The organism is Halopseudomonas oceani (assembly GCF_963677335.1).
Lineage (GTDB): Bacteria > Pseudomonadota > Gammaproteobacteria > Pseudomonadales > Pseudomonadaceae > Halopseudomonas > Halopseudomonas oceani.
Map to the genome: position 1 here is coordinate 973,952 of NZ_OY781932.1, position 17,956 is coordinate 991,907.

Here is a 17,956-nt window from a genome sequence, read left to right on the forward strand (position 1 = left end):
CTTGGAGGGCCGGATGAAACTGAACAGCATTGAAGAACTGATCGACGATATTCGCGCTGGCAAGATGGTCATCCTGATGGATGACGAAGACCGCGAGAATGAAGGCGACCTGATCATGGCCGCCGAGGTCTGCCAGGCCGAGCACATTAACTTCATGGCGCGCTACGGCCGTGGTCTGATCTGCATGCCGATGAGCCTGGAGCGCTGCGAGCGTTTGAAGCTGCCACTGATGGTGCAGCGCAACGGTTCCGGTTTCGGCACCAAGTTCACCGTCTCCATCGAGGCCGCTGTTGGTGTCAGCACTGGTATTTCTGCGGCTGATCGTGCGCGCACCGTACAGGCTGCCGCCGCACCTGAAGCGACTGCCGATGATATCGTCAGTCCCGGGCACATCTTCCCGCTGATGGCGCAGCCTGGTGGCGTGCTGGCGCGTGCCGGGCATACCGAGGCGTCCTGCGATCTGGCGCGCATGGCGGGTTTTGGCGAGTCGGCGGTGATCTGCGAGATCATGAACGACGATGGCAGCATGTCTCGTCGTCCTGAGCTGGAAGAATTCGCCAAACAGCACAACATCAAGATCGGCACCATTGCCGACCTGATCCACTACCGGCTGCTCAACGAGCGCACGGTCGAGCGGGCGGACGAGAAAGTGCTGAGCAGTGAACTGGGCCAGTTTAATCTGGTTGCTTACCGCGATCGTACCGCCGATGTGGTGCATCTGGCGTTGACGCTGGGTGACATCGAGCCGGAAGAGCCGACCCTGGTTCGCGTCCACAACGTCGACCCGCTGCGTGACCTGTTTCTGGTACCGGAGGCTGGTCGCTGGAGCCTGCAGGAAGCGATGCGCCGGGTAGCGGCCGAAGGCCGTGGCGTGGTGCTGATGCTGGGTAATCAGGTCGATTCCGAAGCATTGCTGGAGCACGTCAGCAACCTGGGTACCGGCACGTCGGCACCACGCCGTCCCTCGACCTATAATACCGTTGGTGCCGGTTCACAGATTCTGCGTGATCTGGGTGTGCGCAAGATGCGCCTGCTGTCGGCACCGATGAAGTTCAATGCCATATCCGGCTTTGACCTGGAAGTAGTAGAATACTTGCCCTGCGACTGACCGGCTGTTGAGTAAGCGCAGGTAGTTTTCGTCGCCCATTTGATTCACGGCAGCGCCTGGCGCCCTGCCGGTTCTTTATACAGAGAGACTGTTCATGACTGCTATCCGTACCATCGAAGGTGATTTTGTAACTGGCCAAGGCCGCTATGCACTGGTCGTTGGCCGGTTCAACAGCTTTGTGGTGGAAAGCCTGGTCGAGGGCGCAGTTGACGCGCTCAAACGTCACGGCGTCAAGGAGTCAGACATCACCATCGTGCGTGTTCCCGGCGCTTTTGAAATTCCGCTGATGGTCAAGAAGGTTGCCGACCTGAAGCAGTACGACGCCATTGTTACCCTGGGCGCCGTTATTCGTGGCGGTACCCCGCACTTCGAATACGTTGCCGGCGAGTGCGTCAAAGGCGTGGGTGCGGTATCTCTGGAGTACGGCATCCCGGTTGCTTTCGGTGTACTGACCGTCGATAGCATCGAGCAGGCTATCGAGCGCTCCGGCACCAAGGCTGGCAACAAGGGCGCGGAAGCGGCCATGTCGGCCTACGAAATGGTCAGCGTGATCAAGCAGCTGGAGGCCTGATGGACGCTCAGCAGAGTTCTGGCGCTGCCGGTCGCCCCAAGGCGTCGGCCCGCCGCAAGGCGCGTAGCCTGGCGATGCAGGCCCTGTATTCCTGGCACATGGCTGATCTGCCGGTGTCGGATATTGAAGCGCAGTTTCGCACTGATAACGACTTCAGCAAGGTTGATAGCGCCTATTTCCACGAGTTGCTGACCGGCGTGCCGCGCAACCTCGGCGATATCGACGACGAGCTGAGCCGTGTGCTGGATCGCGATATCAAGGATGTCGATCCGGTCGAGCTGAGCGTGCTGCGCATCGGCGTATATGAACTGCTCAAGCGCATCGACGTACCCTACCGGGTGGTTATCAACGAGGCCATCGAGATGGCTAAGTCGTTTGGTGCGACTGACGGTCACAAGTACGTCAACGGCATTCTCGATAAGCTGGCGCCGCGTCTGCGTGCGGCCGAAGTCGGTGCTGCCCGCAAGGGGCGCTGATCGACCGGCCATGGCGCTGGACGAGTTTGAACTCATTGCCCGTTACTTTCGCACTGCGCGTCTGGAGCGGGCTGGCGAGGCCAGCGCTACCGTCCTCGGCATCGGTGACGATGCCGCGGTACTGCAGCCTGCTGCTGGGCAGCAACTGGTCGTTTCCACTGACACCCTGGTCGAGGGTGTGCACTTCCCTAAAGAGGGGCCCGCCGCCGAGTTGGGATACCGTGCTCTGGCGGTTGCGGTCAGCGATCTGGCGGCGATGGCCGCGTCTCCCCTTGGTTTTACTCTTGCACTGACCTTGCCGCAGGCGACGCCCGGCTGGTTGCAGGCGTTTTCCAGCGGGCTAGCAGACGCGGCCCGTGACGCTGGGATCAATCTAATTGGTGGCGACACTACCCGTGGTCCGCTGAATATCGGTGTGACCGTGCTTGGCCAGGTACCCGTTGGCCAGGCGCTGACCAGATCTGGCGCTCGCCCCGGCGACTTGCTCTGCGTTGGCGGCAACCTGGGCGATGGCGCTGCCGGCCTTGACGTCGTGCTGGGCAATCAGCTGCCAGTGGGATTGCCGATGGCAGCACAGGATTATCTGTACCAGCGTTTCTGGAGGCCTATGCCGCAGGTGGCACTGGGGCAACGGCTGCGGGGCGTTGCCAGCGCCGGACTGGATGTGTCTGACGGGCTGCTGGCCGACGCCTCGCATATCGCCTCAGCCAGCGGCGTGCGGCTGCTGATCAATGGGCCGCAGCTGCCGATGTCGGATGCGCTGCGCAGCTGGTCCGAACGGCAGCGGCTCGACTGGATGCTGCGCGGTGGCGACGATTACGTTTTGCTGTTCACCTTGCCGCGCGCTGCCCGCCGGTGGTTGGAGCAATGGCGTGCTGCCGGGCTTGCGGTGAGCGTGATCGGCGAGGTGCAGGGCGGCAAGGGGGTTCAGCTGGACCTCGGTCTTGGCCCGCAGAACGTCGACGGCCCGGCGGGATATCAACATTTCAGGAGCACGGATGACTGACGCGCGCGAGACCACGCCACCTTCGGTGTGGCGCAACCCGATCCATTTTCTGGCCTTTGGTTTCGGCAGCGGCGCGATTCGCCCTGCGCCGGGTACTTGGGGCACGCTGGCGGCATTGCCCTTTGTGTTGCTGTGGCAGCAACTGCCCTTAGGCGGCTACAGCCTGGTGATCGTACTGTCGACCCTGCTCGGCATCTGGCTGTGCCATCGGACCGCTGCAGACCTGGGCGTGCACGACCACGGTGGCATCGTCTGGGACGAGTTCGTCGGGCTGTGGATTGCGCTCTGGCTGGCGCCGACCGGCTGGCTCTGGTTGCTGGCCGGTTTTGTGTTATTCCGCCTGTTCGACATATGGAAGCCCTGGCCGATTCGTTGGGTTGATCGTCAGGTTGGCGGAGGGTTCGGCATCATGCTCGACGACATCATTGCGGGCTTTATGGCGTTGCTGGTGCTGTTGCTGGCTGAAACCCTGTTGGCTATGGTGTAAATCTCGCTGGCTGTCGCACAAAGGAAACTCCGGATGGGCCGTATCGCTTCTCTCTCTGCTGTACTGCTGGGCGTTGGACTGGCGGCGACCTCGCTGGTATCGGCGGCAACCCAGGTGCGGGTAGTCGGGCTGTTCGCCAACGCGGCAGTGGTTAATATCGATGGCCAGCGGCACATGCTGCGAGTGGGCAGGCCGCCGGTGAACGGGGTCGAGTTGATCGCCGCCGACAGCCGGACTGCAACCCTGAGAGTGGATGGTCAGACGCGCCAGTTCGGTCTGCAGCGTGAATATACCGAAGGGTTTGCCCAGGCCGAGCGGCAGCAGGTGAGCATCCCCCGCGGCGAGGGCGGGCACTATCGGATTACCGGCTCAATCAACGGCCAAGCCGTGGGCTTTATGGTCGACACCGGGGCGACCAGTGTTTCAATGAGTTCCGCCCAGGCGCGACGTCTCGGTATTGATTATCGAATGGATGGTACTCCGGTTCGGGCGGCGACGGCGTCGAGCGCAGTGGAAGGCTATCAGGTTAATCTGGCCCGGGTGAAAGTGGGCGATATTGAGTTGAGCAATGTGCAGGCATTGGTGCTGGAGGGCCGTTTCCCGCTCGAAGTGCTGCTGGGGATGAGCTGGTTGAGCCGTGTCCGCATGGATGAACAGGACAACCTGCTGTTGCTCCAGCGCAAATACTGACTCCCTGGCGCTCAGATCAGGGCATTCACCACGGCTATCAAGGCGTCTTGCAGATCGCCCGCAGCCGCTTCAGCTGATAATATAGCGGCCCCTTTTTTGCAAAGGTCGTACAGGAGACCGGTGTGACTGTCACCTTTATTGCGTCATCCCAGCTGCCCACCAAGTGGGGCACGTTCACTATGCACGGCTTCCTGGAAGAAGCGACCGGCAAGGAGCATGTGGTGCTGACGATGGGCGATGTGTCCGATGGCGAGCCCGTGCTTGGCCGTCTGCACTCCGAATGTCTGACCGGCGACGCCCTGTTCAGCCTGCGCTGCGATTGTGGCTTCCAGCTGGAAGCGGCGCTCAAGGCCATTGCTGAGGAAGGCCGCGGCGCGCTGCTGTACCTGCGTCAGGAAGGCCGCGGCATTGGCCTGATGAACAAGATCCGTGCCTACCACCTGCAGGATGGTGGTGCCGATACCGTTGAAGCCAACGAACTGCTCGGCTTTGGTGCGGATCAGCGCGATTACGGCATCTGCAAGCCGATGCTCGATCATCTGGGCATCAAAAGCCTCAAGTTGCTGACCAATAACCCGCGCAAGGTCAAGGCCATGCAGGGCTTTGGCGTACTGGTCGCCGAACGTCTGCCGCTGCAATTCGGCAAGAACCCGCACAACACCAAGTATCTGGAAACCAAGGCTGGCAAGTTGGGCCATATGCTCGGTCAGCTGCATCAGGCAGAAGCCGAGGCTGAGTCTGGCGATGTTTGATCCCAAGTCCCATTGGCGCGCACTGCGCAGTGTCTGGCGGATGCTGAGTCTGGCCGTTCTGCTACTGCCGATCCTGCTGGTTGTGGTGCTGGGCGACTGGACCGGCTTGTTTGACGATGCTGCCGTCCCGCTGTTTGGCGTGGGCATGGCCAGTCTGATGCTGACCCTCTGGCGCTTCCGGCTCTACAAACGCGCGCTTATTCGCGCCGAAGGCTTGGGTGAGAGCGACGAGGCCGCCAGTGCTTGGGCAGTCTTGCACCGCAACCAGAGTCTGGGTCTGGCTGCCGCCGCGCTACCGGCGCTGATTGCGCTGGTGCATTACTTCTGCGTGGGTGAGGTCATCCCGCTGGTGCTGCTGGTGATCGTCAGCCTTGGCGTTATGCTGCTGTATCGCCCGCCGGCTGCCTGGGTCGACTGAGTGCGCCAACTGCTGGCGCTACTGCTGGCGCTATCGCTCAACGCACTTCCCGTTCAGGCTGCCGAGCGCATCGTCAGCCTGGCTCCCTTCCTGACCGACATGACCCTGCAGCTGGGCGCTGGTGCCCGGCTGGTTGGTGTGCTGGATGACGGTCAGCTGCCTGCCGAGCTGAGCGACCGGCAAACCGTCGGCAGCTATCAGAGCCTCTCTGCCGAGCGGATCGTGTCCGTCCAGCCTGATCTGATCCTCGCCTGGACCTCAGGCAATCCCCCCGAACTGCTTGAGCGTCTTCGTGGCTGGGGCATTCGCGTCGAACAGTTCGACCCGCAACGGCTTGATGACATCGCCAGCATGACCCTGCGGCTCGGTGAACTGCTTGATCAGTCAGTCGAAGCCCAAGCGCTGGAAGCCGACTTCCGCGCCCAGCTGGACCGACTCCGCGCAGCGCCGTCGGAAACCCGGCCCAAGGTCTTCCTGCAGCTCTGGGACAACCCGCTCTACACCGTCGCCGGTGACCAGCTGTTGTCCGATGTCCTGACTCTGTGCGGTGCTGACAATGTCTTCGCCGACCTTGCCGGCCTCGCCCCGCAAGTCGGCCGCGAAGGCGTGCTGGCCGCCAACCCCGACATCATCATCGCGCTGGCCGATCAGGGCGTCACCGCCGAAGGCTGGCTTGACGACTGGCGTCGTTTTCCGCGAATGAGCGCGGTGCAGCACAACCGCCTCCATGTACTCGACAGTGACCTGCTGGTCCGCCCGACGCCGGCGATTATTGGTGGAGTAGAGCAGTTGTGCGGGTTGGTGCGTTTCTAGACAGGGTTGTTCACCAGCCCTATTGCCTGCCAAGATGATCGCTACCTGTACAGGAGAGTTAGGCTATGGCAGCGCAGATGGAGCCAACACGGTTGGCCGTGTTGATTGATGCCGACAACGCCAATCCGGCGATTGTTGAAGGGTTGCTGGCCGAGGTGGCCAAGTTGGGTGTGGCGAGCGTAAAGCGTATCTACGGCGACTGGACTACGCCGAGTCTGGGCAAGTGGAAGGCGTCGCTGCTGGAGCACTCTATTCAGCCGATCCAGCAGTTTGCCTACACTTCCGGCAAGAACGCGACCGACAGCGCGATGATTATCGACGCCATGGACCTGTTGTACTCGGCAGACCTGGGTGGCTTCTGCATTGTTTCCAGCGACAGTGATTTCACCCGTCTGGCCGCGCGCCTGCGTGAGTCGGGCAAGGTGGTGTATGGGTTTGGCGAGAAGAAAACGCCCAAGCCTTTTGTTGCCGCCTGCGACCGCTTTATCTACACCGAAATCTTTACCCAGCATCCGGAGAACGCCGAAACGGTTATTCAGCGTCGCTCTGCTCAGGAGCTGCGACAGGACGCTAAGCTCTGCACGCTGCTGCGTCAGGCAATCGAAGCGGCCTCCGATGATGACGGCTGGGCCAATCTCGGCCCGGTGGGTAGCCAGCTGGCCAAACAGATGCCGGAGTTTGACCCGCGCAACTATGGCTACAGCAAGTTCAGTGGGCTGGTGGAAGGTATTGGTCTGTTCACCCTGCGACGGGAAAACAACCTGCTGCTGGTCAAGGATCAACGCCCAGGCAAGAAGGGTTGAGCACGGTTACCAACTGCCAAACGGGATACCGTGGGTGTCGATATAGTGCTGGGCGTTGGGGCTGGGTGGGCGGTAGAACTCGCCGTTGGATTCACCGTTGTAGGGGCCGACGGGGTTTATTTCGCCTTGGACGTGGGCGATTTCGATAGAGTCGAGACAGGGGCCAAGTAACCAGGCCCTAACAACCCCTCCTGGCGCGACTCCGATGGCAATGGTGTCCCGGTACTGGGTTTCGTATTCATCCCGCCATGCGCAGTAGGCCTGTCTCGGTCTAACCATTTCTGCTCTTGTTGCGGCCGATACATCGAATGATGCTCGGTAGGCCTTTGGTTCTGCTAGGGATTGCCAGCGCACCGTAATCTTTTCAGGGAGGCCTATTCCCGTCATGGGGAAGTTCGAGCCAGGGCCGGGGTTTTCGGGCCAGCCGTGTGCTTCGCCCGCGTTGTTGTTAGGTGTACTTGTCGAGGCCACACCGCCGAAAACGTCCTCATACATCAGGTCATTTACATCCGTAAGGTCTACTTGCTCTACCCAGGCTTCCATATAGTCAGGGGCTAGTAGCCCCACATGCCAAGTGCGGTAGGGCAGGTCTGGTATAGGCGGAAAAGGTCCAGCAGCTTTGCTGTTTAGGCAGCCGCTGAGGATAAAAGCCGTGAACAAGAGGAGAGTTTGCCTAATCATACTGGGTATCCGTTTTGTGGTTCGTCTGGATAGACGGCGCGGATAAAATCATGGCGTGGTTTGTTGGCCATAAACCCGCGCACCGGTACCCAGTTGGCCGAGCTGTGGATATAGCGGCCATGCAAAAAGCGCTTTTCTTGCTCGCTCAGTATGGGGCTGCATCCCATCATGCAAGCGGCGTAGACCTTGTTTGCTATTGGCTTGAGGTCCGGCGGGATGGTGAAGCGTTTGTCAGCATCGTTCATGGTATCCAGCGGAACACCCGAACTCGCTGCCTTGGAATGCATTACTTTGAGGGATACGCGGGATAGCTCGCCTCTGACGCTGCGGACAATCGATAGCGTCAGCAGTACCCGTGTATTAGGGTTTTTTCCGACGAGCTCCTCATACCGCTCAAAGCGGCCGTCGCCAGGCAGTCCGCGCGCCCGGAAGCGCTCTTCCTCTTGCTGCCTGACCCGCCAGGCGCGGGAACGGATCAGCTGATGGCGTGCCGGGCCATCCAATGGGTAGTGATTGCTGAGGAAGAAGACCGGCCTACCAATCACCAGGCGTTCATAGGAGAGCGTTGGGTAGCCGCCGCCGAGGTTGGAGTGTACGCCGGGTAGCACCAGTTCTTCATGGGCTTCTCCTACCCGGTTCAGGCTGAAGTTATGGCGGTGTTCATCGGCTGCGGTCAGGTGCACCACCTTGCGGGCGCAGCCGCGCGGCAGGTATAGATTGACGCCCGGGTTATAGTCGTCGCCGACGCTGAGGTGTCCTTGAGCTGGTGCGCCGATGGCCGCCACGGTATCGAACAGGCCGATAAAGTTGTTGCCTATGTTTTCTTCGATGGAGAAACCGGGAGCGAACGCTGGTTTCTTGGTATCCAGGTGTTTTGCGAGAATGCCTCCACCGGTTTTCAGCACCTCGTTGGCAAAGTGGCGAGCCGCCGCAGCACCGCGGCTGAAGCCGAAGATATCGAACTCGATGGCTTCAATCATGACCTGCGGATTATGTCGGTAGATATTGTCGATCGTTCTTCTCAGAAGTGTAGGGCTCTGTTCAACCCGCTCAACAACGCCAGTCTCACCCTGCCCAAACGCCATGCCCATGGTGGCGTCCTCTTCGCCCACTTTGCTGCCGGCGCCTTCGATATAGACCTTTACGCTAGCTTGGGTGGCGTCTGATTCTATTTGTCTCTGTGAGTCGTCTTTGTAGAGACGGAACAACAACGCCACATTACTTAACTCATTCCCGTAACTGTTATCCGGGCGTTGATCAAAAAAGCCGTCACCGTTGCTGTCGTTATAACCGTGGGATTCGCAGAAGCGGGTGACGGCCTCCAGACCGTCGGGGCCGAGTTGGGCGAGGTCTTCGCGGCGGCATTGGGCGGTGAGCGAAGCATTGGGCAGGTTGTTGAGGGTGCCGTCGAAGAACATGCCGACGCGTAGGGTGATGCGTTGCTTCTGCGGCAGTTCGGTTTCTTCTTCCTCCTCTTCTTCCTCGCGCTCCAGCGGCACGGCGTTGCTGGCGCCGGGCTGCACTGGAATGTCAAAAAGCGCCCGCAATGCGCGTACCAGGCCGGTGATGATCATGGCTTGAGCCGCGCGGCTCTCGGCGCTGCCGGGTTGATTGCCAATAAGAACAGTCGGGGAGCCGGCGGTGATGGAGTCGCCGTGGGCGCCAACGCTACCGAGCACGGCGGTGGGGCGGCCGTTGATCAGGACGTCGCTGATGAGTTGGCTGGTGAGCGGGCTGCCGCAGCTACTTGTGTCGCCCTGACGGGCAGCGGGCTTGCCGTTGATCAGTACGTCAGCGGCGCCGCTGATCAGGCGCTGGCTGCCGTGGCCGGTCTGCGGGCATTGTGTGGGGTCGCCGAGTCGGGCGGCGGGTTTGCCGGACATGCCATTTCCCTTTGGCTGCAGGTGTTCCTGCGCTGATCCTGCGGGGCGGTGGCTGGTTGGACAATCGACTATTGGGGGGAATGTGCGGTGCTTGGCATCTGCCGGTGCAATGCGTTGCCGGGGTGGCCGGCAACGCATGCACGGGTCAGATCACGTCTTCCATAAACTCCAGCGCACCCTGCTGACGAATCACCCGGCGGTGCTGGGCCCACAGCTCGGCCACGCGTTCGCGGTTGAGCTGCTGGCGGTCGAGCAGTACGCGGGTGTTCAGCTCGCCGACCGGCTGGCTGCTGGGCACCTTGCTGAACACGAACTGGTTGCTGACCAGTTCCAGGAAGGGGCCGGCCTTGCTGGTCGGCATGATGAAGATCAGCTGCAGGCCGAGGGTTTCGGTCAGGTAGGCGATGACTTCACGCGAGCGGATTTCATCCATGTGCATAAAGGCTTCGTCGACGATCACCATGCGCAGGTGGCTGTCGCCCTCGTTAAAGCGGAAAGCGCTGGTCACGGCGGCGGCGCGGATGATGTAGGCCGGGGTTTCCAGCTGACCACCGGAGCCGGTGCCGTATTCGCTCAGTCGGATCGGCGACTTGCCTTCCGGGTGCTTGAGGATGTCGTAGCGGCGGTAGCGACGGTAGTCGCTGATGCGCTCCAGTTCGCGCAGAGCCTGCTGTTCGTCGCCATCAAGCAGCAACGCCAGCAGCTGATCGCGCACCGCGGCCGAACGCTCGGACAGGGCGTCGTCGAACAGGCTGGTGCCGTCGCCCAGGTTCGGCATCTGGATCAGTTCGCGGAAGAAATCCCAGTAGGCCTTGTACTCGGGCAGCCAGTCCCAGTCGAACTGGAAGCGCTCGCGGTCGGCACCGAAGCGGTGGTGCTCCAGCTCCTTGTTCAGTTGCTCGAGCGTCCGACGGCCGTCGTTGATGGCCTGATGAATCTCGTGGCACAGGTCGCTGACGAAGGTGGTGTTGAAGCTGTCGCGCAGGCTCGCGAGCTGTTCCTGCTTGGCCAGCAAAACGTTGTTGCGCAGGCGGTTGTGCAGGTTGTCGAGCTGCTGATGCAGCGCGCCGACATGGCGGAAGAAGGCCAGGCTGTGCAGTTCGGCCGGGGTGTCGGCGAGTACCTGATCGGCGGGCTGGGCCTGCTCGTTGTAGTGCTCGATGGCGCGCTGCAGGTCGGCAACCTGACGGTGCAGGCTGCTGGTCAGCGCCTGGGCGTCGGCAATGAAGTCGAACTGGCCGCCACGCTGTTCGAGCATGGTGTCGAGCTGTTCCAGCCGCGCCTGCGGGTCGAGCCCCGGTACTTGGGCGGCAGCATCCAGAAGATACTGCTCGGCCTTGTCGCGGGCGTCGAGCAGGGCATCGCTCTGGTCGGCGAAGTGGGTAATGCGCTGGCCGATGCTGACCTGCTTCTCCTGCAGACGGCCAAGTTGCACGTCCAGCTCCTTGCCGTGCAGTTCCAGCTCGCGATGGCGCAGGGTCACGCGCTGTTGTTCGGATTCCAGATCGTGGTGCGCGCCCAGATCAAGCGCTTCTAGTTGCTGCTCGACTTCGCGCAGCTGGCGCTGGCTATCGAGCAGCTCGCTGGCGCGGGCGGCGTAGTCGAGCGGCGCGATCTGACCTAATTGACGGGCCAGTTCGCGCAGGGCTTCCAGTTCGCGGCGCAGTTGATGCTGCTGCAGATCCAGATCGTGCAGGCGCTGCTCCTGCGCGCGCAGGTTGCGTTCGCGGGCGGCGGCGCCGAATACCAGCTGGCTGTCGTCGATGTCGCAGCGAAACAGCGCGTAGTTGCCCGAGCCCATGCCGTCGCGGGTGATGCCGCGGCGGGTTTGGCGCAGGGCACCGGCGTCGGCAACCCGGGCCACCGTGGCGTATGACGCCTGCAGGTAGTATTCGGCGACGCGATGGCTGAAGCGCATGACCTGCAGGATCGAATCGTTCGGCAGGCTGATGCGTTCGGCGTCCTGCTTGGCCTTGCTGCCCTGAATCACCCGCGCGCGGTTGCGTTCGCGGCTGTTCATCTGGCGCACGATGCGGATCGCTTCGGCTTCATATTCGGGCTCGACCAGAATGGCGTAGCGGCTGCCGCCGATGTAGCCCTCAATGGCCATTTGCCAATCCGGGTCGAGTACCTCGACGTGGTCGCAGAGTACCCGCGGGTCGGCCTGCGGGCATTGCTTGCGGATCGCCAGCAGCGCTTCCTCGACATACGCGGGGTAGGTCACGCGGCTGCTCTGCAGGGTGCTGATCTGGTGGCGAATCTGGCTGACCTGACGATCAAGATTGTTCAGCGCGCTGGTGCGTTCCTGCACCAGCCGGTCGACCCGCTGGAGCAGGCTGGCGCCTTCGCTGTCCTGCTCGCGCAGGCGCTCGGCCAGCTGGTTGTGCGCACGCTGCTGGCTGCGAATGGCGTCGAGGCCGGCGTCCAGCGGGGTCAGGTCGATCCAGTCGCGGGCCAGCAGCTGATTGAGGTCGGCGACCGGTTCGCGTTCGGCGGCCAGTACCGCAGCGCTGGTATCGCGCCAGCCGCGGCTGGCCAGTTGTGGAATGGCTTGGCTCAGGCTGTGCTGGGTCAGCAATGCACTGGCGGATTGCAGCGCCACCAGGTTGCGGTCGCGCTGATGGGCCTGGGTCAGCAGGCCGGGCACAGCGTTGCGCAGTTGTTCGCTGAGCTGGCGCTGACGCTGTTCCAGTTGATCTTTGTTCTGCAGCGCCGGAATGCCCTGACGGCGAGCTTCCAGTTGCACCAGTTCGTGGTGGGCCTGGCCGAGACGTTCAGTGGTCAGGCGCTGGTCTTCCTGCAGCGCTTCGAGCTGACTGGCGAGCTGCTGCTGTTCCTGCTTGGCGGCCAGATAACCCTGCTGGTTGTTCTGCCAGGCCTGCGCTGCGGCGGCGTACTCCAGCCCCGTGCGTTCCAGCCAGCTGTCCAGATACTGGGTGGTCTGGCTGGTGGTCAGCGACAGCAGTTCCACCGCCTGACGCACCCGTGCTGCTTCCTGCTCCATGCCGTGCACGGTGCGCAGCAGCTCGCGGATGCGCTTGATGGTGTCGCCAAACTCGCGCGGCTCCAGCACTTCCTCGGCGACAAACTGGTCGATGGATTTAACTGGTTTGTAGGCCATGAAATTGGCAAAGGTGCGCGCGGCGTTCTTGGCTTCGCGGGTTGAGAGTGCATCGCGGCGGCCGCGCAGGGCCGCGTACAGACGGGCGAGATAGGCGCTCTTGCGGTCGTAGACTTCGATCTGCTGGGCGCTGAACTGCTTGCGCAGCAGGCCGGGCAGCTCGGTCACGGCGATCACGTGGCGGCCGTCATCCTGCTCGCGCAGAAAGTGCGACAGCGACAGCATTTCGCCGGGAATGATCATCAGCAGCAGTTCGTCCTGCCGCGCCTGCCGGCTGCTGCCGGCGGCGTCCAGGTGGGCGCGCACGCCGATCACCGCGGTAAAGGGTTCGGCGGTCTCGCCACGGGTCGGGTGGAAGACGCCGGCGATGTAGCCGTCGGTATCCCAGGGGCGGGCGTAGGCGCCGTCGTCACAGCCGAGCACGTAGGAGGCGAGGGTGCGCACCTGCTTGCCGCCACGGCCGCGCTGGGTGGTTTCGTCCTGTCCCGGGTTGTAGTTGAACAGGTTGTCGTGGGCGGCGGTCATCAGCGTCTGCAGGGCATCCGCTGCGGTGGTCTTGCCGGAGCCGTTGCCGCCGGAGAACAGGTTGACCGGGCCGTATTCCAGTTCTTCGACCGGCAGGTTGCCCCAGTTGACGGTAATCGAACGCTTCAGATACATCCGTTGTTCTCCTCGGCGGACGGCTGGTCTTCGCTGTTTTCAATCTCGGGGCTGGCGAGCTGGGCCAGCGCGCTGTCGGTGACCAGGCTGATGATGCCCGGGCGGATGGTCAGCCAGGCTTCGCCGCTGTCCAGTTCGGCATCGCTGGGGCTGCGGATCAGCCGCAGCTGGCGCAGGCGGCGCAGCAGGTTGCGGCGTTCGCTCTGCTGTTCCGGCAGTGAACGGCCGAGCAGGTTGCGACTGCTCAGGTTGAGCGCTTCGAGCGACAGCATGACCTGACCGAACTCGTCGACCTGCCCTTCGCGCAGGGCCTTGTCGTACTCGGCGCGCAGCACCAGAATCAGCGCCACTTCCTGCTGGTTCAGGCGCTCGCGCAGGCCGCTGCCGAAGCTGTCGTCGGCGTCGACCAGGCCGGGCACTTCCGCGCCCGGCGGGAATACGCGGACCAGGTTGAAGCGCGGCTCATGCAGCACGCGGATGCGCAGCACCGAGAGATAGTCCTCGACCAGGTCGGCGGCCTGCAGGTAGCGGTCGTAGAGCTCGGCCTCGCGGTTGCTTTCGTCGCGGCAGAGCACGCCGCGGTCGAGCAGGCGGATCATCAGCTCGGAAAAGTCCTCGGCACTCAGGCCGCGTTCGTTGAGGTGGTGGTCCAGCGCGTCACGCATGTTCGTCATGTTCCAGATCGATGATGAAGCCGTCACGGCGATCAAAATAGGTTTCGTTGCTGATGGTCTCGCCGCTTGGCTCGATGCGCACGCGCAGGCCGCTGGCGGCGTGCTCGGCGCTGGCCAGCGCGATCACATGGCTGAGTGCGAGCAGGTCGTTGGCGCTGTTGACCGGCAGGTCGCGGGTGTTGAGCTGGCTGCCGTTGCCGAGGGCGGCGCGCAGGTAGCTGCGCAGGCCACTGGCGTTGACGTTGAAGGCCTTGTCGAGCAACTGATTGACTGCCAGCGTGCGCAAGGTGTCGTCTTCCGGCGCGTCGAGGGTTTCCATCAGGCTGTGCACCGGCGGGCGCTCGCGGCGTTCGCGCAGCTTCACCTGGCCGGGATCGACCAGCGCCAGATTGACCACCGCCATCTCCTCACCGGCGGCGCTCAGACGCTTGGCCTGCTCTTCGGCGGGCAGGGCGGACAGCTCGCGGCACAGGCCGACGATGTCGCTGTGCTTCTGGCTGTGCAGGTAGCTGAGCTGACGGATGATGATATCGGCGCGCTGGGTGAAGCTCTGCAGGGTGCGGCGAAGGGCTGGCAGCATGATGTCGGCGGCGTTGCGCAGGCAGCCTTCGATGCCGTCCAGCAACTGCCAGAGAATCGAGCTGCGTTCGTCCACCAGCAAATCCGGCGCCAGGCGGCGCAGCTCGCGCTCGGCCTCGGCCTTCCACTCGCGTGGCTTGCGGCGAATGCGGCTGATCACATCCTGAATGCGTTCGCGGTGCTTCTCGACGCTGTCGGCCGACAGGCGCACCGCCAGATCGGGCTGGAAGCGCCGCTCCATAAAGTCGAAGAACTGATCGCTGGCCTGCTGGACTAGTTGCTGCGCTTCGACCTCGCGTACCAGCTGGCGCTTGCGCTCTTCCAGCTCCGCGATGATGTCGGTGAAGTCGGCAATGATCCGCTCGGCGTATTCGTGGGCATCGAGCAGGTCATACACCTCGCCGTGCTCGGCAAACGCCGACAGCGCGTTGAGGGTGTTGCGGGTGTTGCGGTGGCGGGTACGGGTGTTGTGCCCGTGCGCCTCGGCCAGCGACTGGGCAAACAGCCGGCCCATGCGGCTGAACGGGTAGGTCGACTGGAAGGTGGCCTGATCCACCTGACGTTCCAGCCAGCCGTTTTCGATCAGGCTGGTGAGAATCCAGCTGGCCTGCTCGCGGTTGCTCTTGAAGCGGCTGGCGTCTTCGTCGTCGCTTTCCAGCAGCGGCGCGCGTTCCAGCGCTTCACTGAAGATATCCAGTACTTGTTCGCGCTTGAGTGATTCGCCGTAATCGGCCCGGGCGCTGTACAGCCGCTCGTGCAGCAGGCGCAGGCACTCGACAATCTGTTCGCGGTATTTGCTGGTGAGCGGGCGGAAGAACTGCAGTCGCTCGTTGGTAAAAAACATAGGGCGTCGAATTCCGGTTCGGACAAGGACGCATTATGCCTGATCAGCGGGGCCGGGCGGCAAGTTGGAGCGACGGGCTGTGCTGGAGTTCATGCGGGTGAGGGGCGGATGCCGGCACCAATACCCCCCGCACGGGGCGGGGGGTATTGGCACGGCGCTGGCTGTGGGTGGTGCTTACAGCTGCGGGGTCCAGGTCACGCTCAGCAGTGCCGCGCGGCCTTGTTCTTTGTAGCTGTAGTCAGTCGACGGCGCCGGAAAGGGGGCGGTGGGTCGCTGGTACATGCCGAGATGGTAGTCGCGGTCGAGCACGTTGCTGACCTTCAGATCCAGGCGGGTTGAGGCGGTCGCCTGCCAGTTGGCGCGCAGGTCGAGCGTGCCGTAACCAGCCAGCGTGCTGCTGTTGGCAGCATCGGCAAAGCGCTCGCTGAACAGCGCCCAGGTTGCGCCCACGCCGAAGTCACCAAACTGACGATCCAGGTCGCTGGTCAGTGTGCGTTTTGCACGCAGTTGCAGGGTTTTGCCTGTCTGGCGGTCACGTGGGTCGATGAAGCTGACGGCGGTCCGCGAGGCCCAGCCCATGACGTCGGTGCTCATGGCCAGCTCCAGGCCGTTGATGCGCGCTTCGTCGACGTTGTTCATCTGGAACGTGCTGGAGTCCCAGACAATCAGATCCTTGATGTCGGTGCGATAAAGAGAGGCTTCCCACTGGCTGTTCAGCAAGTCTCCACGCCATTGCAGCTCGAAGGTACGAGAGTGTTCAGGGTCCAGGTCTGGGTTGCCACCCCAGCCCGGCGGCGCGTAGAGGTCGTTGAACGTCGGTGCACGGAAGGCGGTTGCATAGCTGACAATCCATTGCTGGCTGTCTCCGCTGGGGATGGCCAGTGCGGCGTTCCAGGTGTTGTGCTCACCAAAATGCTGATTGTCGTCGTGGCGCACGCCCAGCTCGGTGCTGATGCTTTCCCCAGTCCAGCTGTGCTGCGCGAACAGGCCGATGTTTTCGCGACGGTCCTTGGTGTAGGCGTTGGTAGAGTCCAGTTTGTCGCGTTGCCAGTCAGCCCCTACGTTGAGCTGCTGGTCAGCAGACAGGTCGATGTAGTTCAACCAGCTGACAGAGTGACGCTCGGTTTTAATCTGGCCGTCATTGAAGCGAGAGCCGACGGTTTTGTTACGGTCTTCGCTGCTGCCCAGCTCCAGGCGGCTGCGCCAGCTGGTGGTCAGCTGGCCTTGCAGGTAGGCAGCATAGCCGCGTACGCGGAACTGGTTTTCCGGGTTGGCCGGGTTGAACTCGTAGGCGTCATCAAACTCGCTTTTGCCATTCTGTTCGTTGACGCTGAGACCTGCGCTCCAGTCCTCGTTGAAGGCGTGATCAAAGCGGGCGAAATAGCTCTTGGTGCGTTGGCCGTCATCATCGCGGTCGTTGCCAAGGTTATCCTCGGTGAGGTCAAAACCTTCTGTTTCATTCAGGGTTGCGCCGAGGATGAAGCGGCTATTGTCGTTGCCGCCGCTGATATCAATGCTGCGCTCGAATGTGTGGTTGCTACCAACTCCCAGTCGAATGGTTGGCTGCAGGCCTGCTTGACCCTGCCGGGTGAATATCTGGATTACGCCGCCGATGGCGTCGGCGCCGTAGACCGCCGAGCGCGGACCGCGTACCACTTCGACGCGCTCGATATTGTCGATGTTCAGGTAATCAAGCCGCGCGCCGCCCGTGGTTGCTGAGGCGATACGTTGTCCGTCTACCAGTACCAGGGTCTGGTCAGTTTTGCCGCCGCGAACGAAGTACGACAGCACGCCGCCATTGCTGTTTAGCTGAACACCCGGAACGCGGCGAAGCAGTTCCGGCACGCTGCGGGCCTGGAGGCGCTCGATGTCGTCCCGGTCAAAGACGGTGTTGGCTGCCAGCGCCGATTCGCGTGGTTGCTCAAGGCGGGACGCAGTGATGATGGTTTCAGGCAGATTGAGAGCATCGTTGGCCTGAGCAACAGCGCAGGCTAACAGGCCGGGGATGATCAGCAGTGACTTGTTCATTGGTTTCCTCAAAAGTTCGGCTTTTGAGGAGGGCGGGAAGTCAGGAGGCAGGCCACGGCGCGGCGACTGCACGCTGACCGGTGACGCCCTCCGCGACACCTCAGCAGACAGCGGGCACGGCAGTGCCGTGGCTGTACTCGCGCTGGGCCGGTCTCCGGACTCGGAATCAGAGCATCATCGCCTTCCCATGCTGAGCACAGTGGCGTTGTCGATGATACTGGCAGGGCAGGCCTGCGATTCCTTACCGTTGCGGGGGCAGTGTCGGATTTGCACCGACTTCCCGTTTCACCCGGGCTGCAGAGCAGCCTCGGGCACCCAGGCGACTGGAAGTGGGGCGGACTCTAGGGCTTTCGGCCCGGCGG

16 protein-coding genes and 1 riboswitch are annotated in these 17,956 nt (G+C 62.5%); of the genes, 10 read left to right on the plus strand and 6 right to left on the minus strand.

Annotation, left to right across the window (positions count from 1 at the left end; all coding sequences use genetic code 11):
- The first annotated feature begins 13 nt into the window (after positions 1-13).
- From ribBA to ACKPCU_RS04640, 10 genes are all read left to right on the plus strand, one after another.
- Entirely contained in the window at positions 14-1,108 is a 1,095-nt protein-coding gene (gene ribBA / locus ACKPCU_RS04595; RefSeq protein WP_321350236.1) for a bifunctional 3,4-dihydroxy-2-butanone-4-phosphate synthase/GTP cyclohydrolase II, read from the plus strand.
- 94 nt (positions 1,109-1,202) lie between these two features.
- Complete coding sequence (gene ribH / locus ACKPCU_RS04600) at positions 1,203-1,679, plus strand: 6,7-dimethyl-8-ribityllumazine synthase (protein ID WP_104739478.1); 477 nt, start codon at positions 1,203-1,205, stop codon at positions 1,677-1,679.
- Complete coding sequence (gene nusB / locus ACKPCU_RS04605) at positions 1,679-2,155, plus strand: transcription antitermination factor NusB (protein ID WP_104739479.1); 477 nt, start codon at positions 1,679-1,681, stop codon at positions 2,153-2,155. The genes ribH and nusB overlap by 1 nt, the downstream gene beginning before the upstream one ends.
- 16 nt (positions 2,156-2,171) lie before the next feature.
- Entirely contained in the window at positions 2,172-3,161 is a 990-nt protein-coding gene (gene thiL, locus ACKPCU_RS04610) for a thiamine-phosphate kinase (RefSeq protein ID WP_407651848.1), read from the plus strand.
- The gene (locus ACKPCU_RS04615; RefSeq protein ID WP_321350242.1) at positions 3,154-3,648 is read left to right on the plus strand and encodes a phosphatidylglycerophosphatase A family protein; all 495 of its coding nucleotides are present in this window, start codon (positions 3,154-3,156) and stop codon (positions 3,646-3,648) included. The genes thiL and ACKPCU_RS04615 overlap by 8 nt, the downstream gene beginning before the upstream one ends.
- 33 nt (positions 3,649-3,681) lie before the next feature.
- Positions 3,682-4,338 (plus strand): retropepsin-like aspartic protease family protein, encoded by a 657-nt coding sequence (locus tag ACKPCU_RS04620; protein ID WP_104739482.1) that lies wholly within the window; start codon positions 3,682-3,684, stop codon positions 4,336-4,338.
- A 122-nt stretch (positions 4,339-4,460) separates the two neighbouring features.
- Positions 4,461-5,090, plus strand: coding sequence for a GTP cyclohydrolase II (gene ribA, locus ACKPCU_RS04625; RefSeq protein WP_104739483.1), 630 nt, complete (start codon positions 4,461-4,463; stop codon positions 5,088-5,090).
- Positions 5,083-5,508: a hypothetical protein gene (locus ACKPCU_RS04630; protein WP_321350244.1), complete on the plus strand. Its 426-nt coding sequence runs from the start codon at positions 5,083-5,085 to the stop codon at positions 5,506-5,508. Before ribA ends, ACKPCU_RS04630 begins: the two co-directional genes overlap by 8 nt.
- Complete coding sequence (locus tag ACKPCU_RS04635; RefSeq protein WP_321350246.1) at positions 5,509-6,321, plus strand: cobalamin-binding protein; 813 nt, start codon at positions 5,509-5,511, stop codon at positions 6,319-6,321.
- A 65-nt stretch (positions 6,322-6,386) separates the two neighbouring features.
- Complete coding sequence (locus ACKPCU_RS04640; RefSeq protein ID WP_321350248.1) at positions 6,387-7,124, plus strand: NYN domain-containing protein; 738 nt, start codon at positions 6,387-6,389, stop codon at positions 7,122-7,124.
- Between the two features lie 6 nt (positions 7,125-7,130).
- Here the strand turns inward: ACKPCU_RS04640 and ACKPCU_RS04645 are convergent, their stop codons facing one another.
- The 6 genes from ACKPCU_RS04645 to ACKPCU_RS04670 all read right to left on the minus strand — a co-directional run bounded on the left by ACKPCU_RS04645 (position 7,131) and on the right by ACKPCU_RS04670 (position 17,594).
- Entirely contained in the window at positions 7,131-7,805 is a 675-nt protein-coding gene (locus ACKPCU_RS04645) for a DUF2931 family protein (RefSeq protein WP_321350250.1), read from the minus strand.
- Complete coding sequence (locus ACKPCU_RS04650; protein ID WP_321350252.1) at positions 7,802-9,688, minus strand: PAAR domain-containing protein; 1,887 nt, start codon at positions 9,686-9,688, stop codon at positions 7,802-7,804. The genes ACKPCU_RS04645 and ACKPCU_RS04650 overlap by 4 nt, the downstream gene beginning before the upstream one ends.
- A gap of 145 nt (positions 9,689-9,833) precedes the next feature.
- Positions 9,834-13,469 (minus strand): ATP-binding protein, encoded by a 3,636-nt coding sequence (locus ACKPCU_RS04655; protein WP_321350254.1) that lies wholly within the window; start codon positions 13,467-13,469, stop codon positions 9,834-9,836.
- Positions 13,460-14,134 carry a DUF4194 domain-containing protein gene (locus ACKPCU_RS04660; RefSeq protein ID WP_118131953.1) on the minus strand — a complete coding sequence of 225 codons (675 nt, stop codon included), beginning with the start codon at positions 14,132-14,134 and terminating at the stop codon, positions 13,460-13,462. The genes ACKPCU_RS04655 and ACKPCU_RS04660 overlap by 10 nt, the downstream gene beginning before the upstream one ends.
- Positions 14,127-15,566, minus strand: a complete 1,440-nt coding sequence (locus tag ACKPCU_RS04665) for a Wadjet anti-phage system protein JetA family protein (RefSeq protein ID WP_321350257.1) — start codon at positions 15,564-15,566, stop codon at positions 14,127-14,129. The genes ACKPCU_RS04660 and ACKPCU_RS04665 overlap by 8 nt, the downstream gene beginning before the upstream one ends.
- A 174-nt stretch (positions 15,567-15,740) precedes the next feature.
- Positions 15,741-17,594, minus strand: a complete 1,854-nt coding sequence (locus ACKPCU_RS04670) for a TonB-dependent receptor domain-containing protein (protein WP_321350260.1) — start codon at positions 17,592-17,594, stop codon at positions 15,741-15,743.
- Positions 17,595-17,722: 128 nt separating this feature from the next.
- Positions 17,723-17,927, minus strand: a riboswitch (cobalamin riboswitch).
- Positions 17,928-17,956: the final 29 nt, after the last annotated feature.